The 25,331-nt window shown below is 63.6% G+C and carries 28 protein-coding genes; 11 read left to right on the top strand and 17 right to left on the bottom strand.

Annotated features, from left to right (window positions below; translation table 11 throughout):
- Positions 1-79: 79 nt before the first annotated feature.
- From ATO9_RS07465 to ATO9_RS07440, 6 genes are all read right to left on the bottom strand, one after another.
- Entirely contained in the window at positions 80-544 is a 465-nt protein-coding gene (locus tag ATO9_RS07465; RefSeq protein ID WP_043747265.1) for an Hsp20 family protein, read from the bottom strand.
- 132 nt (positions 545-676) lie between these two features.
- Positions 677-1,507: a trypsin-like serine peptidase gene (locus ATO9_RS07460; RefSeq protein WP_156127813.1), complete on the bottom strand. Its 831-nt coding sequence runs from the start codon at positions 1,505-1,507 to the stop codon at positions 677-679.
- 64 nt (positions 1,508-1,571) lie between these two features.
- Positions 1,572-2,870 (bottom strand): glycolate oxidase subunit GlcF, encoded by a 1,299-nt coding sequence (glcF, locus tag ATO9_RS07455; RefSeq protein WP_043747263.1) that lies wholly within the window; start codon positions 2,868-2,870, stop codon positions 1,572-1,574.
- Positions 2,870-3,226, bottom strand: a complete 357-nt coding sequence (locus ATO9_RS07450) for a hypothetical protein (protein ID WP_043747262.1) — start codon at positions 3,224-3,226, stop codon at positions 2,870-2,872. Before ATO9_RS07450 ends, glcF begins: the two co-directional genes overlap by 1 nt.
- Complete coding sequence (locus tag ATO9_RS07445) at positions 3,223-4,377, bottom strand: FAD-binding protein (protein ID WP_043747261.1); 1,155 nt, start codon at positions 4,375-4,377, stop codon at positions 3,223-3,225. The genes ATO9_RS07450 and ATO9_RS07445 overlap by 4 nt, the downstream gene beginning before the upstream one ends.
- Positions 4,377-5,810, bottom strand: coding sequence for an FAD-linked oxidase C-terminal domain-containing protein (locus tag ATO9_RS07440; RefSeq protein WP_043747260.1), 1,434 nt, complete (start codon positions 5,808-5,810; stop codon positions 4,377-4,379). The genes ATO9_RS07445 and ATO9_RS07440 overlap by 1 nt, the downstream gene beginning before the upstream one ends.
- A gap of 89 nt (positions 5,811-5,899) precedes the next feature.
- Between ATO9_RS07440 and ATO9_RS07435 the strand changes: the two genes are divergently transcribed.
- From ATO9_RS07435 to ATO9_RS23415, 3 genes are read left to right on the top strand one after another with little or no spacing between them, the layout of a single operon-like run.
- Positions 5,900-6,610 (top strand): DUF599 domain-containing protein, encoded by a 711-nt coding sequence (locus ATO9_RS07435; protein WP_043747259.1) that lies wholly within the window; start codon positions 5,900-5,902, stop codon positions 6,608-6,610.
- Positions 6,611-6,656: 46 nt separating this feature from the next.
- Positions 6,657-7,007, top strand: a complete 351-nt coding sequence (locus ATO9_RS07430) for a hypothetical protein (RefSeq protein ID WP_043747258.1) — start codon at positions 6,657-6,659, stop codon at positions 7,005-7,007.
- Positions 7,008-7,053: 46 nt separating this feature from the next.
- The gene (locus ATO9_RS23415) at positions 7,054-8,052 is read left to right on the top strand and encodes a DUF1036 domain-containing protein (protein ID WP_052418156.1); all 999 of its coding nucleotides are present in this window, start codon (positions 7,054-7,056) and stop codon (positions 8,050-8,052) included.
- Positions 8,053-8,111: 59 nt separating this feature from the next.
- Here the strand turns inward: ATO9_RS23415 and dapA are convergent, their stop codons facing one another.
- The gene (gene dapA / locus ATO9_RS07420) at positions 8,112-8,987 is read right to left on the bottom strand and encodes a 4-hydroxy-tetrahydrodipicolinate synthase (RefSeq protein WP_043747257.1); all 876 of its coding nucleotides are present in this window, start codon (positions 8,985-8,987) and stop codon (positions 8,112-8,114) included.
- Positions 8,988-9,254: 267 nt separating this feature from the next.
- Between dapA and ATO9_RS07415 the strand changes: the two genes are divergently transcribed.
- Positions 9,255-11,138 (top strand): lytic transglycosylase domain-containing protein, encoded by a 1,884-nt coding sequence (locus tag ATO9_RS07415; RefSeq protein ID WP_337588273.1) that lies wholly within the window; start codon positions 9,255-9,257, stop codon positions 11,136-11,138.
- Here the strand turns inward: ATO9_RS07415 and ATO9_RS07410 are convergent.
- Both ATO9_RS07410 and mnmC2 read right to left on the bottom strand, forming a co-directional pair.
- Positions 11,103-11,969 (bottom strand): DMT family transporter, encoded by an 867-nt coding sequence (locus ATO9_RS07410; protein ID WP_043747255.1) that lies wholly within the window; start codon positions 11,967-11,969, stop codon positions 11,103-11,105. The genes ATO9_RS07415 and ATO9_RS07410 overlap by 36 nt on opposite strands.
- Positions 11,966-12,649 (bottom strand): tRNA (5-methylaminomethyl-2-thiouridine)(34)-methyltransferase MnmC2, encoded by a 684-nt coding sequence (mnmC2, locus tag ATO9_RS07405; RefSeq protein WP_043747254.1) that lies wholly within the window; start codon positions 12,647-12,649, stop codon positions 11,966-11,968. Before mnmC2 ends, ATO9_RS07410 begins: the two co-directional genes overlap by 4 nt.
- A gap of 63 nt (positions 12,650-12,712) precedes the next feature.
- Between mnmC2 and ATO9_RS07400 the strand changes: the two genes are divergently transcribed.
- Positions 12,713-13,768, top strand: coding sequence for an NAD(P)/FAD-dependent oxidoreductase (locus tag ATO9_RS07400; protein WP_043747253.1), 1,056 nt, complete (start codon positions 12,713-12,715; stop codon positions 13,766-13,768).
- Positions 13,769-13,795: 27 nt separating this feature from the next.
- Here ATO9_RS07400 and ATO9_RS07395 read toward each other — a convergent pair whose 3' ends face one another.
- Positions 13,796-14,482: a DUF4336 domain-containing protein gene (locus ATO9_RS07395; protein ID WP_043747252.1), complete on the bottom strand. Its 687-nt coding sequence runs from the start codon at positions 14,480-14,482 to the stop codon at positions 13,796-13,798.
- A gap of 112 nt (positions 14,483-14,594) precedes the next feature.
- Positions 14,595-15,242, bottom strand: a complete 648-nt coding sequence (locus ATO9_RS07390; protein WP_043747251.1) for a peroxiredoxin — start codon at positions 15,240-15,242, stop codon at positions 14,595-14,597.
- A 173-nt stretch (positions 15,243-15,415) separates the two neighbouring features.
- On the opposite strand from ATO9_RS07390, the gene ATO9_RS07385 reads away from it, so the two are divergent.
- Positions 15,416-16,861, top strand: coding sequence for an aldehyde dehydrogenase family protein (locus ATO9_RS07385; protein WP_043747250.1), 1,446 nt, complete (start codon positions 15,416-15,418; stop codon positions 16,859-16,861).
- A gap of 227 nt (positions 16,862-17,088) precedes the next feature.
- Here ATO9_RS07385 and ATO9_RS07380 read toward each other — a convergent pair whose 3' ends face one another.
- Genes ATO9_RS07380 through ATO9_RS07365 form a run of 4 tightly spaced genes read right to left on the bottom strand, consistent with a single transcriptional unit; the run spans position 17,089 to position 19,852 of the window.
- Positions 17,089-17,736 carry a pseudouridine synthase gene (locus ATO9_RS07380; protein WP_043747249.1) on the bottom strand — a complete coding sequence of 216 codons (648 nt, stop codon included), beginning with the start codon at positions 17,734-17,736 and terminating at the stop codon, positions 17,089-17,091.
- Positions 17,737-17,767: 31 nt separating this feature from the next.
- Positions 17,768-18,139: a GFA family protein gene (locus ATO9_RS07375; protein ID WP_043747248.1), complete on the bottom strand. Its 372-nt coding sequence runs from the start codon at positions 18,137-18,139 to the stop codon at positions 17,768-17,770.
- A gap of 28 nt (positions 18,140-18,167) precedes the next feature.
- Complete coding sequence (locus ATO9_RS07370; protein ID WP_043747247.1) at positions 18,168-18,629, bottom strand: GAF domain-containing protein; 462 nt, start codon at positions 18,627-18,629, stop codon at positions 18,168-18,170.
- A gap of 50 nt (positions 18,630-18,679) precedes the next feature.
- The gene (locus tag ATO9_RS07365) at positions 18,680-19,852 is read right to left on the bottom strand and encodes a thiolase family protein (RefSeq protein WP_043747246.1); all 1,173 of its coding nucleotides are present in this window, start codon (positions 19,850-19,852) and stop codon (positions 18,680-18,682) included.
- 91 nt (positions 19,853-19,943) lie between these two features.
- On the opposite strand from ATO9_RS07365, the gene ATO9_RS07360 reads away from it, so the two are divergent.
- The 3 genes from ATO9_RS07360 (at position 19,944) to ATO9_RS07350 (ending at position 22,710) form a co-directional block, all read left to right on the top strand.
- On the top strand, positions 19,944-20,282 hold the full coding sequence (locus ATO9_RS07360) for an STAS domain-containing protein (protein WP_043747245.1): 339 nt from the start codon (positions 19,944-19,946) through the stop codon (positions 20,280-20,282).
- 26 nt (positions 20,283-20,308) lie between these two features.
- On the top strand, positions 20,309-20,776 hold the full coding sequence (locus ATO9_RS07355) for an ATP-binding protein (RefSeq protein ID WP_081979483.1): 468 nt from the start codon (positions 20,309-20,311) through the stop codon (positions 20,774-20,776).
- Between the two features lie 356 nt (positions 20,777-21,132).
- Entirely contained in the window at positions 21,133-22,710 is a 1,578-nt protein-coding gene (locus ATO9_RS07350; protein ID WP_043747243.1) for a gamma-glutamyltransferase family protein, read from the top strand.
- Between the two features lie 22 nt (positions 22,711-22,732).
- On the opposite strand, the gene hspQ is transcribed toward ATO9_RS07350, so the two are convergent.
- On the bottom strand, positions 22,733-23,059 hold the full coding sequence (gene hspQ / locus ATO9_RS07345; RefSeq protein WP_043747242.1) for a heat shock protein HspQ: 327 nt from the start codon (positions 23,057-23,059) through the stop codon (positions 22,733-22,735).
- Positions 23,060-23,142: 83 nt separating this feature from the next.
- Between hspQ and ATO9_RS07340 the strand changes: the two genes are divergently transcribed.
- Together ATO9_RS07340 and ATO9_RS07335 are read left to right on the top strand one after the other, a co-directional pair.
- Positions 23,143-24,024, top strand: a complete 882-nt coding sequence (locus tag ATO9_RS07340) for an AEC family transporter (protein WP_043747241.1) — start codon at positions 23,143-23,145, stop codon at positions 24,022-24,024.
- A 90-nt stretch (positions 24,025-24,114) separates the two neighbouring features.
- Positions 24,115-24,696, top strand: a complete 582-nt coding sequence (locus ATO9_RS07335; RefSeq protein ID WP_043747240.1) for a transglycosylase SLT domain-containing protein — start codon at positions 24,115-24,117, stop codon at positions 24,694-24,696.
- Here ATO9_RS07335 and ATO9_RS07330 read toward each other — a convergent pair whose 3' ends face one another.
- A complete protein-coding gene (locus ATO9_RS07330) occupies positions 24,697-25,296 on the bottom strand; it encodes a LolA family protein (RefSeq protein WP_043747427.1) in 600 nt (199 codons plus the stop codon).
- Positions 25,297-25,331 lie beyond the last annotated feature (35 nt).

The raw sequence follows: 25,331 nt of genomic DNA, 5'->3' as shown, positions 1-25,331 counted from the left end.
TGTCCGAAAAGAAAGGGCGCGGCCGAAGCCGCGCCCAGTGAAATCGAGGGATAGTCTTGGGTTCACCCCGCCATTGGCGTCAGGCGGTTTCCTTGGCCTCGATCGCCTTGCCCTGCACCGTGTCACCCTTGGTGATCTCGATACGGCGGGGCTTCAGCGCCTCGGGGACCTCGCGCACCAGGTCGATATGCAGCATGCCGTCGGCATGGGATGCACCGGTCACCTTGACGTGGTCCGCCAAGTGGAAGCGCCGTTCGAACGCGCGGGTTGCGATGCCGCGATGCAGGTAGGTGCGGTTGTCTTCATTGGCCTTGCGGGCCGTGACCACCAGAGCGTTTTCCTTCACCTCGATCCCGAGTTCATCCTCGGAGAAGCCGGCGACGGCGATCGTGATGCGATAGGTGTCCTGGTCGGTCTTTTCGATGTTATAGGGCGGGTAGGTCGGCTGAGAAACGTCGTTGCTCAGCACCCGGTCCATCATGTCGGCGATCTGGTCGAAGCCAACGGTTGCACGATAGAGCGGAGCAAAATCAAAGTTACGCATGGTCATCCTCTTTGAGCGATAACAAGGGTTTGTGCCTTCCCATCGTGGGACAGGCGGTCAAACGGGACCCGGTTTGGCGTCCCGATACCCGAAACTTGGGGATCGCTCAGAACGGTTTCAAGGGGGCGGCGATTACTCGCCCGGGCGGACGAATTTCGCGCCGGTATCGCCGCGGGACCCGGCGGTCAGGCGATTGGTGCGCGGCGCCTGCGGCAGGTTGAACCCGCCACCGGCGGCCAGTTCCGAACGAAGCAAAGTCAGCTGTTCAAGGTCCGTGCCCAGCGACACGTTCTGCCCCGAGATCTCGGCCTTGGCGGACACGACCGACACGATCCGAGGCTCCCCTCCGGCAAAGGAGAAGACGGGCGCGCCGGAGGATCCGAAATCGACATCGCAGGACATCACGAGCGCGCCGTTCTGACGGGTGATGACGCTGCAGATTTCCTGCAGGCTCGGCGCCTCGGCCCGGTCATGAGCATAGGAGACGACGGCGATCCGTTCGCCCAGCCCTGGACGGGCATCCGTGAGGAAGGGGATCACGTGGGTGTTGCGGATCGGCTGGTAGAGCTCCAGCAGGGCGACGTCGTTGCGGACGCGGTCGGGCGTGACGCTGGCAGAGAAATCGTAATCCGGCGGCACCACGGCACGGCGCACCTGGCGATAGGCGGAGGCACGGCCGTTGCGCCAGCCGGCCAGGAATTCGATGCGGGTCGGGTCGAACCGCGTGCCGCGCGTCCGGTCGTAGAGGCAATGCGCGGCGGTCAGGACCAGATCCTCGGCGATCAGCGCGCCGGTGCAGAATCCGCGGCCGTCGATATCGAGGCGTCCGACGGCCTCCCATCCACGGCTATCATCGCCGGTATCGAGGCGTTTGAGCGAACTTTCCTGGGCATGTGGTGTCTGGACGGCGGCAAAAACCAACGTCAGCGCCAGGGCCATGCCTGGAAGGATACGGTTCAACATGATGCCCCCGATTGGCAAGAATTGAAAAAATCGTAGCCAAGCTGTGGGGCGAAAATAGGGCAGGTCACGCGGCCGAAAGGTTTTTCAGGGCGGCCGGTTTCGGCCCGCCGGTGACCCAGTCGATGAGCTCGACCGTATGCACGATGGGCGTGTCGGTGCCCTGGCCGATCTGCATCATGCAGCCGATATTGCCCGCCGCGATCAGGTCGGGCTGCGTGGCATCCAGCGTCCGTACCTTGCGGTCGCGCAGTTTGCCCGAGATCTCGGGCTGCATCAGGTTGTAGGTCCCGGCAGATCCACAGCAGAGGTGCGGATCGGCGGGGGTCGCGACCTCGAACCCGGCCTTCTTGAGTAGGTCCTTGGGCGTGTCCTTGATCTTTTGCCCGTGCTGGAGCGAGCAGGCCGCATGATATCCGACCTTCAGCCCACGGGATGGCTGCTGGGGCAGGTCGAGATCCGCCAGTACCTCGGTCACGTCCTTGGCGATGGCAGAAACACGGGCGGCATCCGCAGCCAGCGGATCGTTGCGGAACATGTGGCCGTAATCCTTGACCGTCGTCCCGCAGCCCGAGGTGTTGATGACGATGGCATCCAGCCCGTTGCCGTCCATTTCGCGTGCCCAGGCGCGGATATTGGCCGCGGCAGAGCCATGGGCCAGGTCCTCTTTCCCCATGTGGTGGGTGAGCGAGCCGCAGCAGCCTTCGCCCTCGGGGATCACGACCTCGACGCCCATGCGGGTCAGCAGGCGGATCGTGGCGTCGTTGATGTCGGTGTTCAGCGCCTTCTGGGCACAGCCGGTCATCAGGGCGACGCGTTTGATCTTTTGCCCTGCGGCGGGAAAGGTCTGAGGATCGTCGTTGCGAGACACCGGCGGCAGGCGGCCGGGCGCCATCCCGATCATCGCGCGCAGCCGTGCATCCGGGATCAGCCGGCGGAACGGACGGGCGAGGCCGGCGGCGAACAAGGCCAGGCGGAAGCGTGTAGGGTAAGGGATGATCCGGGCGAGGATCCAGCGCAGGGCGCGATCGTCCCAGCGACGCTTGTAATTCCGATCGATATACGCCCGCGCATGGTCCACAAGGTGCATGTAATGCACGCCCGAGGGACAAGTCGTCATGCAAGCAAGGCAGGACAGGCAACGGTCGATATGCTTGACGGTCTTTTCGTCCGGCACACGGTCGTTTTCCAGCATGTCCTTGATCAGGTAGATGCGGCCACGCGGGCTGTCTAGTTCATCACCCAGCACCTGGTAGGTCGGGCAGGTCGCCGTGCAGAAGCCGCAATGCACGCAGGCGCGCAGGATTTCATTGGCGCGGGCGGTGCCGAGATCGGTCAGCTGTTCGGGCGTGAATTCGGTGCGCATCAGATCATGGCCCTTGCGACGAGAAAGCCCAGAACGGGCGAGAAAGTGACGACGGAGCCGAAAAGCGTGGGCCAGGGGTAGGAGCCGGGCATACGCCGGTGAATGGCCTGCACCACGAAGGCGACCAGTCCGATCCAGCCGATCCAAAGCAGCGCTAGAGCGACCAGCACCCGCGCGGTGTTTTCGGCGGCGTCGATGGGCAAGAGGCGTAGCATGGCCAGACCGGCCGCGCCGAGAAGGATGATGCCCGGACCCAGCAGCGGAAAGAAGGACCGGTTGGGGCTGCGGCGGACGAGGGCAACATAGACACCCAGTCCGACGAGGCAGACTGCGATCAGGAACAGGTTCTGCATCATGCGGGGATTTCCATCAGTCCTGGATTGAAGAGGCCCTTGGGGTCGAACTTGGCGCGCAAACCTGCGGTCAGTTTCTCGATGGCCGCGGGCTGCGGCTGAAAGATCGGAACGGATTTGCGCGTGTTGTTCGAGGCGCGGACCAGTGTCGCGTGGCCGCCATGGGTCGCGACCTGCTGGCGGATCGCCTGCGCGCCCGCATCGCCGGTGTCGTCGGTCAGCAGCCAGAGCAGTCCACCGCTCCAATCCGCGATGACGGAGTGGTCGAGGCCACTTGCCAGCAGCGCGTCGCAAAAGGTGGCTGCGGCGGTCGGGCGGGTGGAGATCTTCCAGACGGCGCCGGGTTTGTCGGCAAAGGGCGCAACGTCGCGCGTCTGTTGCCAGAGCGCGGCGCTGTCCGCGCCTTCGACCACCGCATCGGCACCAAGCAGATCAGTCAATTTCCGGGCGCGGTAGCTGACGCTGCCGGACAGGCCTTCGACCCGGATGCGCCGCTCAGCGGGCCCTCCGGTCGCGGTGCCGGAAAGCCAGGCGGCGCCGGACACATCGAATGGGGTGCCCATGGCGCGGGTCAGGTCCGTGATTGCGGTGGCCATGTCCTGGGCGCGCAGGATCAGCGTCGCCTCGGTTTCCGGGATCGCCTGCACCTTGAGGCTGATTTCGGTCAGCACGCCAAGGGTGCCATGGCTGCCCGCCATCAGCTTGACCAGATCGTATCCGGTCACGTTCTTCATCACGCGGCCGCCATTCTTGACGATGTCACCCGCACCGGTCACGAAGCGAACGCCCAGCATGTGATCCCGCGCCGCGCCCGCCTGGATGCGGCGGGGGCCCGATATATTGGCGGCTGCGATCCCGCCCAGGGTCGGGGTGCCCGACGTGCCCAGCAGCGCGCGGTGATCCATCGGTTCGAAGGCCAGACGCTGTGCTTTTTCGGCCAGCAGGGCGTCGATATCTTCGATGGGGGTGCCGGCACCGGCGACGAGGGTCAGGCCGCCGGGTTCATACAGGTGGATCCCCGAAAGCCCGCCGGTTTCCAGCGCTTCGCCGCCATCCTGCGAGAGCCCGCGCGTATTGCCGCCGCGCACGGAAAAGGGGGCATTGGCGCCACGGATCAGGTCGGCCAGCTCGGCTTCGGAATTGGGACGCGCCATCACGCGCTCCGCCGTGGTTCAGTAGTGGCGAGGGGGAAGACCTTGCTGGGGTTGAGAAGCCAAGCCGGGTCGAAGACATCCTTCACGGCCAGCTGTGCCTCGAGGTCTTCGGGGGCGTATTGGTGGCTCATCAGGTCACGTTTTTCGACCCCGACACCGTGTTCGCCGGTCAGGCAGCCGCCGACCTCGACGCAGAGCTTGAGGATCTCGGCGCCCATGGCCTCGCAGGTTTCAAGCTGTCCTTCGGCATTTGCGTTGAACAGGATCAGCGGGTGCAGGTTGCCGTCGCCCGCGTGAAACACATTGGCGACCTTGAGGCCGAATTCGTCGGACAGCTCGCCCATACGGCGCAGCACGGTCGGCAGTTCGCTGACCGGGATCGTGCCGTCGAGGCAGATGTAGTCGTTGATCTGGCCCATGGCGCCGAAGGCGGATTTGCGGCCCAGCCAGATGCGGCCGCTTTCCTCGGCCGAGCGGCTTTCGCGCAGTTCTACCGGGTTGTGCCGCTGGGCGATGGACTTGATGACGGTCAGCTGTTCGTCGATCTCGGTATCCGATCCTTCGACTTCGACGATCAACAGCGCCTCGCAATCAGGATAACCTGCGCCGGCGAAGGCTTCGGTCGCCTCGATGCAGGGGCGATCCATGAATTCGATGGCCACGGGCAGCACGCCGGCCTCGATGATGTCGCGCACACAGGCGCCAGCGACCTCGTTGCTATCGAAGCCCATCAGGACAGGCCGCGCGCCTTCGGGTTTCGGCAGGATGCGCAGGGTGGCCTCGGTCACGACGCCAAGCTGCCCTTCGGATCCACAGATCAGCCCCAGCAGGTCCAGACCGCCGGAACCGAGGTAAGGCCCGCCGATTTCCACAACTTCGCCGTCCATCATCACCATGGTGACGCCGAGCAGGTTATTGGTGGTCACGCCGTATTTCAGGCAATGCGCCCCGCCGGAATTCATCGCGATGTTGCCGGCGATGGCGCAGGCCAGTTGCGAGGACGGGTCCGGGGCATAGAAGAAATCGTCGCCCTCGACCGCGCCGGTGACGGACAGGTTGGTCATGCCGGTCTGCACGCGGATGAAACGGTCATCGTAATTGGTTTCGAGCACAGCATTCATGCGCGCAACGCCCAGGATGACGCTGTCGGCCGTGGGCAGCGCGCCACCGGCCAGCGAGGTGCCGGCGCCGCGCGGCACGACCGGCGCACCGAACTTGTGACACAGGCGCAGAACGTCCGACACTTCCTGCGTTGTCGACGGCAGGACCGCGATCATCGGCGGACAGCGATAGGCCGTCAGCGCGTCGCATTCGTAGGCGCGCGTTTCCATCGGGTCGGAAATCACGGCGTCATCGGGCAAGACCTGTTTAAGGGCCGCGACAAGCGCGTCCTTGTTCTTCAGGACCTTGGGGTCAGGAACGGGCATCTGCATGGCGGACCTCGGCACACGCTAAAGTGGCCGTTTTCTAGTCCCGAATCCTGTCCATTGGCAAGCTGCGCGGGGATGCGCTATGGGAGCTCATGACCTGGATGGACCGCCTTTCGCTTTTCACACCGCTCGATCTTGGCGCGGTCATCGTGATCGTTCTGGCCTGGCAGTTGATCGGGCTGCGGATCGAAAACCCTTCGTCGCGGCATCCGTCGGTGTCGATCCTGATGGCGGATTACCGACGCGAATGGATGCGGCACATGGTATCTCGGCAGCCAAGAATCTTCGATGCGCAGACATTGTCGACCCTTCGGCAGGGAACGTCCTTTTTCGCCTCGGCCACGATGATCGCCATCGGTGGCGGGCTGGCAGCGATCGGCAATTCGGATCAGCTGATGGGGCTGGCGAACCAGATCACGCTGGAAAGCGATCCGGCGATCGTGTGGGAGATCAAGCTGCTGGTCATCCTGTTCTTCCTGGTGAATGCCTTCCTCAAGTTCGTCTGGTCGCACCGGCTGTTCGGCTATTGCGCCGTTCTGATGGCCGCGGTGCCCAACGAGATCGACAACCCCAATGCCCTGCCGCGCGCCGCCAAGGCCGCGACGATCAACATCACCGCCGCGCGCAGTTTCAACCGCGGGCTGCGGGCGGTCTATTTCGCAATGGGCGCGTCAGCCTGGCTGCTGGGCGCCTGGGCGCTGATCGGAGCGACGCTGATCACTTGTGCGGTGCTCTGGCGGCGGGAGTTTGCCTCCAAATCGCGCGCGGCGCTGTTGGAGGACACGGACCGCACGCCGACGTGAAACGAAGTGCAGTGGCAATGTGGCGGGTGCCGGATATAAGGGTGCCATGATCCGAGCCACGATCCTTACCTTTGCTCTTGCCATGCCTGCATTGGCCGACGCTCCCGAGATCGTCGGGGCCAAGGCCCATCGATCGGGCATGGGGTGGAAGATCAGCGTGACGCTTCTGCATGGCGACGAGGGCTGGGACCACTTTGCCGATGGGTGGGAGGTTCTGGATGCGGCGGGCGACCGTCTGGGCATCCGCGAACTGATGCATCCGCACGTGGACGAACAGCCCTTCACCCGGTCCCTGTCGTCGGTGATGATCCCGGACGGTGCGAACAAGGTGATTATCCGGGCGCGCTGTTCGAAATCGGGCTGGGGCGCAGACGAATACATCTTGTATCTCGACTGAGTTCGCAAAGCCGGGCTAGTGTCTTCCCGAGTTCGAGGAGACCTTCATGCGCCGTCAACTGACCCCGTTCCTTCTGGCCGCCATCCTGAGCCCGGGCGCAGCGCTTGCCGGGTTGGAATTCTGCAACGAGGACAGCGTCGAACAGACTATTGCGGTCGGGTACAAGAAGGGCGAGGACTGGGTATCGGAAGGGTGGTGGAGTGTCGCGCCGGGCGAATGCAAGACCGTGTTGGGGGGCGACCTGCAGCGTCGGTACTACTACTGGCGGGCCGAGGCGCCTGAGCGGAACTTCCCCAATGCCGATTACGCCTTCTGCACGACACGGGCGGCCTTCGATATCGTCGGGGACGAGGATTGCGGCGGTCGAGGCTATGAAAGCCAGCGCTTCCGCAAGCTCGATACCGGCAAGACGGCGACCCATTTCACCATGACGATCACAACGCCGGGCGGCGTTGCCCCGTCGACCGAGCAGGCGGCGGTCGGTCAGTACGGCGAGCCCTATTCCAACCAGGCAATTTTCCAGTCCTGCGATTTTCAGGGCGTGTCCTATTGTACCTTCGTGGCCGACGGGACGCAGTTCTTTGCCTATGATGACGGGCGCAGCGACCAGACCGCGCTGAACGCGTTGCGCAGCCTGTTGCCCGGCGCGCCGATCCAGGTTTCGGGCGATCTGGAGGCCGTGCATGACAGCACCGCCGATATCGTCCTGCGCGAGGTAGGCACGCGCGACCGCACGATGACAGACGTCGTGATCGATAACATGCAGGGCCAGTGGTATTCGCTGGCGGATCGCAAATCCCAGATGACGATCATCGGTGCGATCTGGGAGGATTCCTATAACGGCCAGCCGATGGGGTCCTCGATCATCTCGATCACCGGGTCCTGCCCCGAAGCACCGCCCGGGGCCGGTGGACTATACCTTCAGCTGTTCCCGATGGAGGGCGGAGATCCGCTTTGCTACAGCATCGACGAGATCGAAGGGATCGACTGGTCGATGTATTATGTCGGGCAAGGTGATCCCCTGCGCTTCCGCAGGCTGGATTGACAAATAAAAACAGGGGCGCGCGGCCCCTGTTTCCCTGATTTATCAGATGACCGCCCGGATCAGTTCAGCAGACCCGCATGGCGCATCCCGGCGCGGACCTTTTCCTTGGTCTCGTCGGTGAGGGTCATCAGCGGCAGGCGAACCTCGTCCGAGCACAGGCCCAGTTCGGACATCGCGAACTTGGCGCCGCAGAGGCCGGGTTCGGTGAAGATCGCCTCGTGCAGGGGCATCAGCCGGTCCTGGTAGGTCAGCGCGGTCTCGTAATCGCCTTTCAGCGTCGCCGCCTGCATTTCGGCGCAGAGCTTCGGCGCGACGTTCGCGGTGACCGAGATGCAGCCGCGGCCGCCCATAGCGTTGAAACCGACGGCGGTGCCGTCTTCGCCGGAAAGTTGCACGAAATCAGGGCCACAGGTCATGCGCTGAAGCGCGACACGGTCCAGCTTTGCGGTGGCGTCCTTGACCCCGACGATGCGCGGCAGCTTGGACAGCTCGCCCATGGTTTCGGGCATCATATCGATGACCGACCGCGGCGGGATGTTGTAGATGATGATCGGCAGAGTGCTGGCATCATGCATCGCGGTGAAATGCGCGATCAGGCCACGCTGCGTCGGCTTATTGTAATAGGGCGTCACCACCAGGGCGGCATCGGCGCCGACCTCTTCGGCATGCTTGATCAGCCGGATGCCTTCCTTGGTGTTGTTCGCACCCGCACCGGCGATCACGGGGATGCGGCCGGCGGCGAACTTGACCACCTCTTCCACGACGATCTCGTGTTCACGCAGCGACAGGGTCGGGGATTCACCGGTGGTGCCGACGGGGACGAGGGCGGACGAGCCCTGCTCCACGTGCCAGTCCACGAGTTTCTTGAGCGTCACCAGATCCAGCTCGCCGTCCTTGAACGGCGTGACGAGGGCGGGAATGGACCCCTGAAACATGACACGCTCCTTTGTCTGGCGGGCAGTCCGGCCAATCCGGTACCGTCCCTGTTGCGGAACTCCGCCCGTGCCGCGAAACTTTGGTTGAGGGCTGGCAGAGTCGGTCTACATTTGCCGGGTGTCTAAACCGGTTCGGCAGGAGAAATGCAAGTGATACTGAGCCGATTTGGCCTTGTACTGTGCCTTTGCCTGGCTGGAACCGCCTGCCTGGCCCCTTCTTCGATTCGAGCGACCGACGGCCCGATCGCTGGAATCGTGCCCCGGCCTTTGAGCTCGGCCCTTGATGCGGCCCGGGATGGCGAATGGGAAAAGGCGGCACAGCTGGCTTCGCGCGACGGGCCGGCAGCGGAATCCTACATCGAATGGGTGCGGTTGCGGTCGGGTCGGGGGACACCGCAGGAGGTGCTGGATTTCCTCGCCTCTCACGCGCACTGGCCCGGGCTGGATTACCTGAGACGCCAGAACGAGGAAGCCTTTGTCGAGGCTGATGACGGGCAGGTGCTGGAATTCTTCCAGAACACTACACCGCAGACAGGGCTGGGCGCGCTTCGTCATGCCCGTGCTCTCGATGCGGCCGGAGAGACCGGCGCGGCGCAAGCGGGTATCGTTCTGGCATGGCGAACGCTCGACCTGGATGAGACGACGCATGACGCTTTCCTTCAGCGGTACCGCAGCCTGCTGCAACCGCATCACGGCGCGCGCCTGTCGCATGCGATCTGGGAGGACCGGACGCAGGACGTGCGCCGGATGCTGCGCCTTGTCGGTGGCGATCAGGAGAAACTGGCCGAGGCGCGCCTGGCCTTGCAGGACGACGATAACAACGTTGATGCCCTGATCGAAGCGGTGCCCGAGGCGCTGCGTGACGATCCGGGCCTCGCCTATGACCGGTATGTCTGGCGCGTCCGCAAGAACCGCAACGACGACGCAAAGGAATTGCTTCGCAGCCAGAGCCAGATTGCCGGCGGTCTGGGCTTTCCCGAGAAATGGTCGAACCTGCGCCGGTCCTATGCGCGCGGCGAAATGCGCAGCGGCGATCCGGTCGTGGCTTACGAACTGGCCTCGACCCACCAATTGACCGAAGGCGGCGCGTTTGCGGATCTCGAATTCCTGTCGGGCTACCTGTCGCTGCGATACCTGGATGACCCGGCCCGCGCGCTGGAGCATTTCAACCGATTGGAGGCGGGTGTTCAGACCCCCATTTCTCTGGGCCGTGCAGGCTATTGGCGGGGGCGGGCGCTGGAGGCCCTGAATCGACCCGAAGACGCCATGGCAGCGTACCGGGAAGGGGCGCAGCATCAGACAAGCTTCTACGGGCTTCTGGCCGCCGAGAAGGCCAATATTCCCTTAGATTCGTCTCTGTCCGGCCAGGTGGAAGGCCCGGATTGGCGGGACACCGCGCTGGTGGACAGCGACCTGCGCGAAGCAGTGATGCTGCTGCGCTCGGCCGGGTTGGAATACGAGGCCGAACGGTTCCTGAAGCACATGGCCGAAACCGCGACGATGGACGAATTGCTGGCCCTCGGTCGCATGGTCGAAGAGGCCGGCGACCCGCACCTTCAGGTGATGCTGGGCAAGGCCGCGGCGTCGCGCGGCGTGGTCATCGAACGGCACTACTACGCGCTGCACCCGCTGATCGAGATGGAGCTGCCGGTGGCGCAGGAAATGGCCTTGGCCATCGCGCGCCGCGAAAGCGAGTTTGATCCGGCCGTCACCAGCCCCGTCGGCGCCCGCGGCCTGATGCAGCTGATGCCGCGCACCGCGCTGGAAATGGGCCGCAAGGTCGGAGACAGCGACGACGTTTCGGGCCGGCTGGGCTATTGGGCGTACAATGCCAAGCTCGGTTCGGCATACTTGGCGCAATTGGCCGAGGAGTTCGACGGCAACGTCATGCTGGTGTCGGTCGGGTACAATGCCGGTCCGTCCCGCGCGACCCGCTGGTCTGAATTGTTCGGCGATCCGCGCAGCGGCGATGTCGATCCGGTGGACTGGGTCGAACATATCCCGTTCCGCGAGACGCGGAATTACGTGCAGCGGGTGGCGGAAAGCCTGCCGATCTATCGCGCGCGTCTGGGCAAGGTTGCCCTGCCGATCCCGTTCAGCACGGAACTGTCCGGTTCAACCCTGTCGGCGTTCGCGCCACAAGGTGAATAGCCCTGCTGCAATGACGATGGCGGCGCCGATAGCGACATTCGTCTTGATCGTTTCGCCAAAGATCGTCAGCCCGATGAGGGCGGCGAAGACCAGCTGGAAATAGGCGAAAGGCTGCACGGCACTGGCTTCTGCCACCTCGTAGGTGCGGATCAGCAGGTAATGGCCAAGCGCGCCGGTCAGGCAAAGCAGAGCCATCCACGCCGACGCGCCGGCATCCATCGGGGTCCAAGACCAGATGCCGACGATTGTCATGACGACGCAACCGGTGACCCCAGTCCAGAAAAAGGATGTGGCCGAGGTGTCCTTGCGGGCCGCATAGCGGGTCAGCAAGCCATAGACGGCGAACATCAGGGCTGCGGCGAGGGGCACCAGCGCCTCGATTGCGAAGACGCCGAAGCCCGGTTGCAGCACGATCATCACCCCGACAAAGCCGACGCCGATTGCAGACCAGCGCCGCCAGCCGACAGCTTCGCCCAGGATCGGGCCGGACAGGGCGGCGACGAGCAGCGGGTAGGAGACAAACACCGCATGGCTTTCGACAAGGCCCAGAAGGTCGAAGCCTTTCACCATCACGCAGATCTCGGCCGCAAGGATGACACCCCGCAGGATTTGTACGACCGGCTGTTCGGTGCGCGCGGCATTGCCGACACCGCCGGCCTTGCGCGCGGCAATTGCGATGACGAACAGGGCAAAGAACCAGTAGCGGATCATCACGATCATCAGCACCGGGTAGTCCGCCGCCAGGTGGCGGGAGATCCCGTCCTGCGCAGCGAAAACCAACGTGGTCGCGATCATCAGCAGGATGCCGAGGCGTGTGTTCTGTTCGGTCATTCTGCTTTCCTCGCCTGCGTCATGTGGCGTTTGCGGCCATAACCGGGGATGCGCGTCACGTCGAAACCCGCGGCCTCGAGCGCGCGTCGGACATGCCCGGCGGCGGTGTAGGTGGCGGCCGTGCCACCGTCGCGTGTCTTGTTGAAGACGGCGGCCATCAGCGCTTGGCCCCACATTTCCGGGTTCTTGGCCGGGGAAAATCCGTCGAGGAACCAGGCATCAGCCTGACCGTCCCAGTGAGGCAGCGTTTCGCGGGCATCTCCTGTGACTATGTGGAGGTGGAGGTCGGGCAATTCGATCCGGGTCCGGCCCCAGTGCCGGGCGAGGTCCTCGGCGATATCCCCGACCTCGGGAAAGGCAGCCTGAGCGCGGATCATGTCCTCGGGCGCCATCGGATAGGCCTCGAACGTGGTGAAGCGCAGCGGGCCTTCGGTGCCGGACTTGCGCCAGGCATCGAGCACGGCCAGAAGGTTGAGGCCGGTACCGAAACCAAGTTCGGCAATGTGAAATCCGGGGGCAAATCGATCCGGCAGGCCGTTGCCGTTCAGAAAGACGTGGACGGTTTCCGCCAGCCCGTTATCGAGGCTGAAATAAGGATCGTCGAAGCGTTCCGACACGGGGGTCTTTCCCTCGCGCCAGGTGAGCTCGGGTTGCTGTGGGCCGGTGGGCTGGCCGGACATGGAGGGATCCTCTAGAAACCGCCGCAACGCAGCGTGGCGCGACAATGCAGCGAGGACAGGGCGATGACAAGGATCGACGTGACCATTCGGGGGGCCGGTATCTTTGGCCTGTCCTGCGCGTGGGCCTGCCTGAAACGGGGCGCGCGGGTGCGGGTCATCGACCCGTTCGGGCCGGGTGCCGGATCGTCAGGCGGGGTGGTTGGCGCGCTGGCGCCGCACGTGCCGGAAAACTGGAACGACAAGAAGGCGTTTCAGCTGGACAGCCTGTTGATGGCCGGCGATTGGTGGGCCGAAATAGAGACTACATCAGGGCTTTCGGCCGGCTACGGACGCCTTGGCCGCGTACAACCCCTGGCCGATGAGCGCGCGGTGGACCTGGCCCGCGTACGCGAGCAGACGGCGACCGAGTTGTGGGGCAGTCATGCCACTTGGCGCGTTGTCGAGGGGGCCGGTGACTTTGCGCCGGTATCGCCCACCGGCCTTTACGTGCACGATACGCTCACCGCCCGCATGCATCCCCGCAAAGCCTGTCTTGCACTGGTCGGTGCGCTGCGGATGGGTGGGGTGGAGGTCGTGGCGCATGGCGATGAGGTCGGCCCCGTCATCCATGCCACCGGAATTGCGGGGCTGGAGGAGATGAGCGCGACCACGACCCGCCAGATCGGAACCGGCGTGAAAGGGCAGGCGGCGCTGCTGGCCCATGATGCGGGGCCGGTGCCTCAGGTCTTCGCCGGGGGTGTGCATGTCGTGCCGCATGCGGACGGGACGGTGGCGATCGGATCGACCTCGGAACGCGACTATGATGATCCCGCCAGCACCGATGCGGCCCTGGACAACGTAATTGCGGCAGCGCGGGCGGCGGTTCCGGCGCTGGAGGGGGCCGAGGTGATCGAACGGTGGGCCGGTGTCCGGCCGCGCGCGCGGTCGCGTGCGCCGATGCTGGGGGCGTGGCCGGGACGGCCGGGGCATTTCATCGCCAATGGCGGGTTCAAGATCGGGTTCGGCATGGCGCCCAAGGTGGCCGAGGTGATGGCTGACCTCGTTCTGGAGGGCCGTGTCACGATTCCGGAGGGGTTCCGGGCCGCATCACTTTGGCCGGATGATGTGAAGAAAGCCTAGTTTAGAGACTGATACTTGCGTAGGTGGCTACTTGACGAGCCAGCCGAAGGCGCTCCGCAAATAACTCTGGGCGTCGTTGGTCACCGGGGTGCCGTGGGCCATCAGGACACGCTCTGCCGGCCAGTCGAGGACGCGCGATATCGGCTCGGCTGCCTTGCGGGCGCGCAGGGCCATGCGGAACTTGCGCGGCACCCGGGGCGTGGTCCCGGTCATCAGGTCGAGCCGCGCCACGATACTGCGCCAACCGCTGTACCAGCCGCGGGGCATGTTCTGCAGCAGGTCGGTGAAGATCACGGAGCCGCTCGCCTTGTGAAAGAACACGACTTCGTCGGCGATGGAATTGGGCACGACGATTTGGTCGATCTCTCCGGCCCAGGCAAGATGCGGGGCGTCGCCGAGGTCAGACGAAAACGCCAGATCGGTCCGTTTTTCGGCGAGCCCAGGCGCGGGATGGATCAGGGCCGTCGGATAGCGCATGTGCCAATCGGGGAGCGCCAGGTGGTGCAGGGTGTTCGGTGCCAGGATATGGCCGACCGGGCCCAGGGCGTCGATCGCGTCGAACAACTCGGGCGAGGGCGTGACAGGCGACCAGATCACCAGCGTCCCGTTCTTCAGCCGGATCACGGCCATGCGGGTCGGGTAGTGGAAGCCTGCGATGGCGCTGACGACGGGGCCGTCCGCAATCCAGATATCCGGGCCGAATGATTCCAACATCTGCTGTCCTCCCGCTTCGGCGTCACCCTAGCCCGGAAACGAAAACGCGCGCCATGGGGGCGCGCGTTTCTTTTCTTACGTTGTCGGCTCGGTCGAGGCGGCCGGAAAGCCTTTAGCTGGGGGCCTTCGCGAAGCGCAGGTAGGGCAGCTTCTTGTCGAGCTTGCCGTACTTGGCTTCTGCCGCTTCGTCATCCAGCGACAGCGCGACGATCACGTCATCGCCCGGCACCCAGTTCGCGGGGGCGGCCAGCGGGACCTCGTAGGTCGCCTGCAGCGCGTCGAGGGCGCGGACGACTTCGGCAAAGTTGCGGCCGATGGTCATCGGGTAGGTCATCATCAGCTTCAGCTTCTTGTCCGGGCCGATGATGAAGACGGAACGCACCGTGGCACTGTCGGCCGGGGTCGGCTGGTCGGGAAGGACGGCTTCGGCGGGCAGCATGTCAAACATCTTGGCGACCTCGAGGTCCTTGTCCGCGATGATCGGGAAGCCGGCCTTGGCGCCGCCGAAGGATTCGATGTCACCCTTCCATTTCACGTGATCCTCGACACCGTCGACGGAGATGCCGATGACCTTGGTGCCGCGTTTTTCCCATTCGTCGGCCAGTTGTGCGACGGCACCGAATTCGGTGGTGCAAACCGGCGTGAAATCCTTGGGGTGCGAGAACAGGATCGCCCAGCTGTCGCCGATCCAATCGTGGAATTTGATCTCGCCCTGATCGGTCTGGGCGGTGAAGTTCGGAACAGTTTCATTGATACGCATGGGTCTGGTGTCCTCCATTTGCAGGTATCGGTTCGAGACCTATCTAAAGATCGTCCTGACGATTTACACCCCTCTGTAGCTTGAAACCGGATAGGCACAGTGACACAGTGGCGCCGAAATTGCGGGACACTTGTCTGCATAGCGGAAAACTGTCCACCACCAGGGAGTGAGCCATGATCGAAAAACGCCAATTCTACATCAACGGTGAATGGGTGGATCCCGTAACCGCCAATGATCACGAGGTCATCGACCCGTCGACCGAAGAGGCCTGCGCCGTCATTTCGCTGGGTTCCTCGGCAGATGTCGACAAGGCCGTTGCCGCCGCCAAGGCCGCGTTCCCGGCCTGGATGAAGACCGACCCGGCCGAGCGTATCGCCCTGGCCGAGAAGATCCTCGAGGTCTACGGCGCCCGCAAGGACGACATGGCCAAGGCGATTTCCATGGAGATGGGCGCGCCGATCGACCTGTCGAGCTCTGCCCAGTGGGGCGCGGGCTATGCGCACACCAAGAACTTCATTCGCGCGGCCAAGTCGTTCGAATTCATCCGTCCGCTTGGCGATCATGCTCCGAACGACCGGATCGTCTATGAAGGTTTCGGTGTCTGCGCGCTGATCACGCCTTGGAACTGGCCGATGAACCAGATCACGCTGAAGGTGATCGCGGCCCTGATCGCCGGCTGCACCATGGTGCTGAAACCGTCCGAGGAAAGCCCTCTCAACGCGATCATCTTTGCCGAGATCATGCATGAAGCCGGCGTTCCGGCTGGTGTGTTCAACCTGGTGAACGGGGACGGTGCCGGTGTCGGCTCTGCCCTGACCGGTCACGAGGACGTGGACATGGTGTCCTTCACCGGGTCGACCCGCGCGGGCGTTGCGATTTCGCAAAATGCCGCTGCGACGCTGAAGAAGGTGCACCTGGAGCTTGGCGGCAAGGGTGCCAACGTGATCTTCGCCGATGCGGACGACAAGGCCGTGAAGCGTGGTGTCATGCACATGATGAACAATTCAGGCCAGTCCTGTAACGCACCGTCGCGGATGCTGGTGCAGCGCGAGCGGTATGACGCCGCCGTGGAAGAGGCTGCCGCTGCCGCCAACATGGTGCAGGTCGGACCGGCCAGCCAGGAAGGCCGTCATATCGGCCCCGTCGTGAACGAAGCGCAGTTCAACAAGATCCAGGGTCTGATCCAGGCCGGGATCGACGAAGGCGCGCGGCTGGTTGCCGGTGGCACCGGGCGTCCCGAGGGGATGAACCGCGGTTACTTCGTCAAGCCGACGGTCTTTGCGGACGCGACCAACCAGATGACCATCGCCCGCGAGGAAATCTTTGGGCCGGTTCTGACGATGATCCCCTTCGACACGATCGAGGACGCGATCGAGATCGCCAATGACACGCCCTATGGCCTGACCAACTACGTTCAGACCCAGGACGCCGAAAAGGCCAACCGCATGGCGCTGTCCCTGCGCTCCGGCATGGTCGAGATGAACGGCCAGCCGCGCGGTGCCGGATCGCCGTTCGGCGGCATGAAGGCGTCTGGCAACGGGCGCGAAGGTGGCGTCTGGGGCCTTGAGGACTTCATGGAGGTCAAGGCCGTCTCCGGCTGGGATGCGAAGACCGCCTGATCGGTTTTCGATCCGTAGAAATATGGGGCCCGGCAATGTCTGCCGGGCCCTTTTGTTTTTTGGGCAGATGTTGGAGGGCAGAAAGAGGCGCACGGGCCTGGCCTGAGCCATCGCTTGGGTGCGGCGCTGGCCGTCTCGACGTGTCGGCTTGCTACGGCCAGCCGACAGATTGCTCGCGGATTGGGCCCGCGTCGGGTAGCATCCGACAGAGCGAACCAAAGGCCGGCTTAGAACGGGGAAGGGGCCTTGAAGCTCAGCCCCATGCCGCCATCGGGGTGCAGCAGACGAAGCTCTTCGGAATGCAGCATAAGGCGAGGATGGTTGCGCGCTTCGCCTTCCGCGTAGAAGGGATCGCCCAGGATCGGGTGCCCAAGGGCCAGCATGTGAACCCTGAGCTGGTGAGACCGGCCGGTTTTCGGCATCAGCCTGACGCGGGTTTCCCCGTCGCCGTATCGCTGCACACGCCAGTCGGTCTGGGCCGGTTTGCCATTCTCATGATCCACCATTTGCCGGGGCCGGTTCGGCCAGTCGACGATCAGGGGCAGATCGACCTCGCCCTTCCGGGGCTCCAGCCGTCCATGCACGCGTGCGACATAGGTCTTCTTCGTCCGACGATGTTCGAATTGCAGGCCAAGGTGACGCTGGGCATGCGGTGTCAGGGCAAAGACCATGATGCCCGACGTGTCCCTGTCCAGCCGGTGCACCAGCAGCGCGGTCGGAAAGGCGGCCTGCACGCGGGTCAGCAGGCAATCGGCCAGGTGTTCGCCCTTGCCCGGCACCGACAGCAGGCCGGCGGGCTTGTCGACCAGCAGGAGCTCGTGATCCTCGTGGATCACCGATAGGGGCGTATCGGGTGGGGCGTAGACGTCACTCATGCCGGTGATCTAACCGCAGCCGCGCGGAATGTCAGGGCTTTTGCGGCAACCCGTCGGCGATCTGGTAGTAATCGCCCTTGGTCTCGGTGAAGATGTGCTTTTCAAGGGTCAGGCCGGTGGGGCCGTCAATGGCGCCGAGCGCAAAGCTCATCGTGTTCTCGTCGTGCGCTTTCCAGAAAAGAAACGCGCCACAGGTCGGGCAGATGCCACGCTCTGCGGTCGTGCTTGAGGCGAACCACCGCACGTCACCGTTGATATCGATCGCCGTGGCAGGCGCATAGGCCGACGACCAGGCAAACCCCGACAGCTTGCGACATTGCGTGCAATGGCAGACCGAAGGTCCCTGAACCGGGCCGCTGACAGTGAAGCGGATGCCCTGGCAGAGGCAGGAACCCTTGAGCATTTCGTTTCCCTTCCTGGCGGGCTGTCTCTCAGACCAGTTCGCGCGCAAACGTGGCGTCCAGGATCGCGGTCAGTGCGTCGGCATCCTCGGCTGTGAAGGCGTCGGGGCGATCGCTGTCAATGTCGAGCACGGCGATGATGTCCCCGGTGCCGTTCCTCACGGGGATCACGAGTTCGGAGCGGGTGGAGGACGCGCAGGCAATATGGCCGGGAAAGGCATCCACGTCCGGTACAAGCTGTGTTTCACCGGTGCGCGCGGCAGCGCCGCAGACTCCACGCGCAAAGGGGATGACCAAGCAGCCATGACCGCCCTGATAAGGACCGATCTTCAGCACCTCCGGCTCGGTCACGCGGTAGAACCCGGTCCAGTCGAACCTGTCGTCCGAATGATGGATTTCACAGGCCATCGTTGCCATCAACGCGACCTCGTCGGTTTCCCCTTCGGTGAGCGAGGCGATGGTCTTGGACAGCGTGGCATAGTCGACGCGCATTGCGGACCTCCTTGGATGCGGGCGGGGTTGGCCCCGCCCGTTTCGGTTGTTCAGACGCGTTCGATCGCGATGGCTGTGCCCTCGCCGCCACCGATGCAGATGGCTGCAATCCCGCGCTTCAGGTCGTGCTTTTCCAGAGCGTTGAGCAGGGTCACCATGATCCGCGCACCGGATGCGCCGATGGGGTGGCCAAGCGCGCAGGCGCCGCCATTGATGTTCACCTTGTCGCGGGACAGGCCCATTTCCTGCATGAAGGCCATGGGTACGACGGCAAAGGCCTCGTTGACCTCCCAAAGGTCGACATCGTCGATGGTCCAGCCGATGGAGGACAGCAGTTTTTGCGCCGCTGGCACCGGAGCGGTCGGGAAGAGCGCGGGGGCCTGTGCATGGCTGGCATGACCCAGGATGCGGGCACGGATCGGCATGCCCTGTGCTTCGGCCGCGCCACGGGTGGCCAGGACAAGCGCCGCTGCCCCGTCCGAGATCGACGAGGAATTGGCGGCGGTGACCGTGCCGTCCTTGCGGAAGGCCGGCTTCAGCTGGGGGATTTTGTCGGGGCGGGCTGCACCGGGCTGTTCGTCCTCGGCCACGGTGACCTCGCCCTTGCGGGTCTGAAGGGTGACCGGGGTGATTTCGCCATCAAATGCACCGGACTTCTGCGCGTCGAGCGCATTCTGCAAGGATTTCAGCGCGTATTCGTCCTGGGCCTCGCGGGTGAACTGGAACGCTTCTGCGCAATCTTCGGCGAAGGTGCCCATCAGGCGACCCTTGTCATAGGCGTCCTCCAGACCGTCGAGGAACATGTGGTCCTTGACCTCCTGGTGGCCGATCCGCGCGCCGTTGCGCATCTTGGGCAGCAGGTAGGGCGCGTTGGTCATGCTTTCCATGCCGCCTGCGACCATCACCTGGGCCCGGCCAAGCGCCAGCTGATCCCAGGCCATCATGGCGGCCTTCATGCCCGACCCGCACATCTTGTTGAGCGTCGTGGCGGGGACGTCTTCGCCCAGACCCGCGGCAAAGCCGGCCTGACGCGCAGGCGCCTGACCCTGGCCCGCCGGCAGGACGCAGCCCATCAGGACCTCGTCGACGGTTTTTGTCCCGGCTGCATCCAGTGCGGCGCGGATCGCGGTGCCGCCCAGTTGCGCGGCCTCCACGCCGTCAAAGCTGCCCTGGAACCCGCCCATCGGTGTCCGGGCGGCGCCGGCGATGACTACCTCTTGCATGATGATCCTCCATGTTTGGGGCATGAATACCGGATGGTAACGAATAACGTCTAGCGTTGTTCGCAATCAGAGCCTGATATCGGAGACCGGCATGAACCTGACATCGGAACGGATCGGAGATTGCTTGATCATCCGCGTGGGTGAACCTCGCATCGATGCGGCCGTCGCCATCCGGTTCAAGGATCGCATGCGCGACCTGACCGCGGATGCGGCGACCCGCACGGTACTGGACCTGTCAGAGGTCGATTTCATTGATTCCAGCGGGTTGGGCGCGATCGTGGCGTCAATGAAACAGATGCCGGACGGCGTTTCGCTCGATCTGTCCGGACTGATGCCGAATGTCGAAAAAGTGTTTCGTCTGACCCGTATGGATACCGTGTTCACGATCCACCAATCGGCCGAGTCCGCCCTGCAGGACCGCGCCTGCTGATCCGAGTTCGGGAGGGGGCCGACAGGATGACATTTCCTGATCGCCAGATATCGCAACGACCCGTCGCAACGAATGCCAGTGTGTCGCTGGTGTCGGATCCGATGGAAGTCCGCCATGCCCTGGAAGAGCTGCTGGACCAGTTGGCGCCGCTGCACATGGCCGACGAAGAACTTGGCTCTGTCGAACTGGTCGTGGCCGAGGCGCTGAACAACATCGTCGAACATGCCTATCTGGGCCGTGATGATGGCCGGATCGAACTGCATTGGGTGCTCAGCGGCAATGGTCTGCATATCCGCATCACTGACAACGGCGTTCCGATGCCCGAAGGGCGCATCCCGCTGCACCCTGATCAAAGCCCCAAGGATCACGCCGCCCTAGTGCCTGAAGGCGGATTTGGCTGGTTCCTGATCGGGGGCCTGGCACATAACATCGTCTATCGCCGGGATCGGGGTCGGAACGTCCTGTCCTTTCGGCTGGCCGTCGCGCTAGACTGATTCTCGAAGGTAGCGTCAGAACTGACGCTGATCCGCGTAGGATCTGGCGGACATCGCTCACCAGTCGCTGTATAATCAAAGCATTGTTTGGATATCAGAAACTATCGTTTCTCTAGATAGAACAGGCACTTGAAATGTGTCGGATTGAAGATGCGAAACTCTGAAACGTCCTGAAATTGCCCCATTGGGAACCAACCTGCGCCCGAAACCAAGGCGATAAAAACAGGGTAGCTGCATGGCTTCCCTCGGCGTCGCGTCAATACAGCCCCCACCCAGTGCGTGGCGCCGAGGTCTACAGCTTTCCCCCGACGACAAGATGCCTATGATGCCCGAACCAAATCAGGGGAGGAGCAGACATGCGTGATTTTCATCTTCCGGGGCGGTCCCCCGTCTGGTTCGAGAACGGCATTTGCGCCACCTCGCATCCGCTATCGGCACAGATCGCCGTTCAGACCCTGCGCGACGGCGGCAACGCTATGGACGCGGCCCTTGCGGGCGCGGCCGTCATGGGGCTGTGTGAACCGCCGATGACCGGTCTGGGGGGCGATTGCTTCGCGCTTATTTCGCCTGCGGGGTCCGAGGATATTCTGGGCTTCAACGGCTCAGGCCGCGCGCCTGCCGGGGCCAATCCGCAGGTGCTGCGTGATCGCGGTCTGACATCCGTCCCGGCCGAGGACCCGTTGGCCGTTACCATTCCCGGCGCGGTCGAAGGGTTCTGTCGCATGCATGCGCTCTGGGGTCGGCGCGACCTCGATGCGGTGATGGAGCCCGCGATCCATTACATGGAAAACGGCGTGCCCATGGCGCCCCGGGTCGTCTGGGACTACGAATACAAGGGTTTCGCCCTGACCGAAGAGGCGAAACGCCACTACCTGCCCTGGGGCCGCATGCCCAAGCCCGGCGATATCCTGCGCCTGCCCGGTCAGGCAGAGGTGCTGCGCCGCGTCGTCCGCGACGGACCCAAGGGGTTCTACGAAGGCGAAGTTGCCGAAGACATGGTCGACACGCTCAAGGCGCTCGGCGGGCCGCATGACCTTGAGGATTTCGCCAGCCATCGCGGCACTGAAACCGACCCGGTCAGCGGCACCTATCACGGGGTCGAGCTGTGGGAGCATCCGCCGAACGGCCAGGGTGCGACCGCGATTCTGCTATCCAACATCCTGGCGCAGTTCGATATCGCCTCTATGGATCCCTTCGGTGCGGACCGCGCCCATATCGAGGCCGAGGCGACGCGCCTGGCCTATGACACGCGCAACCGCTTCCTTGCCGATGCGGATCACATGACGCGGCTGGATCACATGCTGGACCCGGAGACCGGCGCGAAGCTGGCGCGCCTGATCGACCCGCGCCGCGCGACGGCCACGCTGACCGAATTGTCCGAAGAGGTGCACAAAGACACGATCTACATCACGGTCGTGGACCGCGATCGGATGTCCGTGTCGCTGATCTATTCGATCTTCCGTGGCTTCGGATCGGGCATCGCGACGCCCAAGTTCGGAACTTTGCTGCAGAACCGCGGCTCGGGCTTCTCCCTGGCGCCGGGCCACGCGAACGAGATGGCGCCGGGCAAGCGCCCCATGCACACGATCATCCCCGGGATGCTGAAGCGCGACGGCAAGGTCCTGATGCCCTTCGGCGTGATGGGTGGCGCTTACCAGGCCAATGGGCATGCGCGGTTCCTGTCCAATATCGTCGATTTCGGCATGGACCCGCAGGCCGCCATGGACGCGCCCCGTGCCTTTGCGCTGTCGGACCGGCTGAACGTGGAACGCGGCTATGCCCCCGAGGTGCATCAGGCGCTGGCCGACATGGGCCATAACGTGATGATCCCGGACGAAGCCATCGGCGGCTCCCAGGCGATACGGATCCATGACAATGGCTGGCTCGAGGCCGGCTCGGATTCTCGCAAGGATGGATGTGCGATTGGGTACTGAGGGGGCTATGGCCCCCGACCGGTCAGTTCAGCTGGAAGTGCAGCGCGTAGGACCCGTCTGAAAACGACCCGAACAATTCGGGAATATCAGGGTGATCCACCGGTTCACCCGAATAATCTGCCACCAGGTTCTGTTCGGAAACGTAGGCCACGTAGTAGCTTTGATCGTTTTCGGCCAGAAGGTGGTAAAACGGCTGTTCCCGAGAGGGGCGAGCCTCTTCGGGTATCGCATCATACCATTCTTCGGTGTTATTGAATTCGGGGTCGACGTCGAATACCACACCCCGGAACGGGTGCTTCTTGTGACGCACGACCTGGCCCAGATAATATTTGGCGCGTGTCTTCAGCATGGCTTGCGGCCCCCTTACGCCACTACTAGACCCAGCATCCTCTAAATGTCCAATTTTGTAACGGAAAAATAGGGAAACAATCTGTGAACCTTGCCTTTACAGTGCTCGAAATCGTGGCACCCGTCTTTATTCTTGCCGCGATCGGCTTTGGCTGGGTGAAGGCTGGGTTCGAATATCGGGTCGAATTCGTGACCCGTCTGGCGATGACGCTTTCGGTGCCCTGCCTGATCTTCGTCTCCCTCATGAGAACCAATATCGATCCCTCCGCGCTGACCGCGTTGTCGCTGGCCTCGGTCGTGGCCTACGGGGTTCTGACGGTGGTTGTCGCCGTCGGCCTGAAGGTCTTCGGCTATGACCAGCGGACCTACCAGGCGCCGCTGATTTTCGGCAATACCGGCAACCTTGGCCTGCCTCTGGCGCTGTTTGCGTTTGGTGAAACAGGGCTGGGCTATGCAGTGGTGGTTTTTGCCGTGATGGCGATCTGGTCGTTTACCTACGGGATCTGGATCGTGTCGGGCGGCGGGTCGGTGATGAAGGCCGTGAAAGAGCCGCTGGTCTGGGGCACCGTGCTTGGCGGCATCTTCCTGTGGCAAGGCTGGGAAACCCCGCGCTTCCTGACCAACACGCTCGAGCTGATCGGGCAGATGGCCATTCCGATCATGCTGATCACTCTGGGCGTGGCCGTGGCCCGGCTGACTCCCGGCCGTATGGCGGTTGCCGTCGTGATGGCCGTGGTCAAGGTGATCGTCTGTGTCGCCATCGCATGGGGCGTCGGCGTGTTCTTCAAGCTGGATGACACGGCCTTTGCCGTGCTGGTGCTTCAGATCGCAACGCCGGTCGCCGTGACCTCCTACCTGCTGGCCGAGAAATACGGCGCGGACGGGCAGGCGGTTGCGGGTCTTGTCGTGGTTTCGACGCTTCTTTCGGTTGTTGCAATCCCGCTTATCCTCGCGGTTTTGCTCTGACCCCACCAATTTGTCATTTCAACCACCGCGCGTAGTTTGCTAAAATCTTCGCAAAGTGCGTTAGACACGACAGAACGAGGCAAGAAGCAGATGATGAGAGCGCTGAGCGCCGTGTTGATCCTATTGATGGTGGCGTCCTGTGGCGGCCCCAAGGGATCACCCCGAAACCTGGACAATGCCTGTCTTCTCCTGAAGGAACGCAAGCCCTATGCCCGCCACCTCCGCAAGGTCGAGCGGCGCTACGGCATTCCGAAGCACGTGATCATGGCCATGATCCACCAGGAGAGCAAATTCGACGGTAATGCCCGAACCCCGCACCGCTATGCGCTCGGGATCATTCCGATGGGTCGTCAGAGTTCCGCCTACGGCTACAGCCAGGCGCTGGATGGCACGTGGGATGAATACCGGCAGGAGACCGGCAATCGCCGGGCCCGCCGCAACAACTTCTCCGACGCGACGGATTTCATGGGCTGGTACATGACCAAGACGCGTGACCGTCTGGGTATCCCGATGACCGATGCGCGTAACCAGTACCTGGCCTATCACGACGGTCACACGGGTTACGCCCGTGGCACCTGGCGCAAGAAGGCATGGCTGGTGGACGTCTCCGCACGTGTCGCCCAGCGGGCCGAAATGTATCGCGGCCAGCTGCAGCGGTGCCCCTACGATTGATCAGCGTTCGGGGTTGTAGCGGTCCTGGAAGTTGAAGAGCGACTGGCTCAGCTGCATCCCCGTCTGCATGTCGCCCAGCACCACGGTGGTGGTCGAACCTGCATCGTCATGAATGACCCATTGGCGCAGCTCGACCGGGCCGCCGGTGAAGACAAGGTCGATGAAGCCGTATTCCGGATTCTCTGGGTCTTGCGCACGGACAATGGTTGACGGGCCGTCCTCGCGATGGCCGGTCACCATGTTGGCCTGACCGAAATTCACGTTCTCCGCCAGGATGATGTTCAAGGGTGTACGCCGCAGCGGGTATTGCTCGACGGCCTCATCGCCCTTCTTGTCGAAGATGCCCACGGCGCCGTGGTCTGCGATCACGTAGGATTCGTTGGGCGGATCGTATTCGAACCGCATCTTGCCGGGGCGGCGGATATACAGCGTGCCGGTCGCGACCGTGCCGTCATCCGAGATCTGGGTAAACTTGGCCTGCGCCGTCTGGATCCCGTTCAGGTAGGAGGACAGCTGCGACAACGGCAGCTTCTCCGCCATGGCGGGGGCGGCGAGGGACAGGGTCAGGGCCGAAGCGGCAAAGAGACGTGCGAGTTTCATGAAATACAATTAGGCTCCGGTCGTTTCCGATACCA

The sequence above is a fragment of the Pseudooceanicola atlanticus genome, assembly GCF_000768315.1.
Lineage (GTDB): Bacteria > Pseudomonadota > Alphaproteobacteria > Rhodobacterales > Rhodobacteraceae > Pseudooceanicola > Pseudooceanicola atlanticus.
Note: the sequence above shows the minus strand (reverse complement) of the source record. Positions and strands in the feature narration are given on the sequence as shown.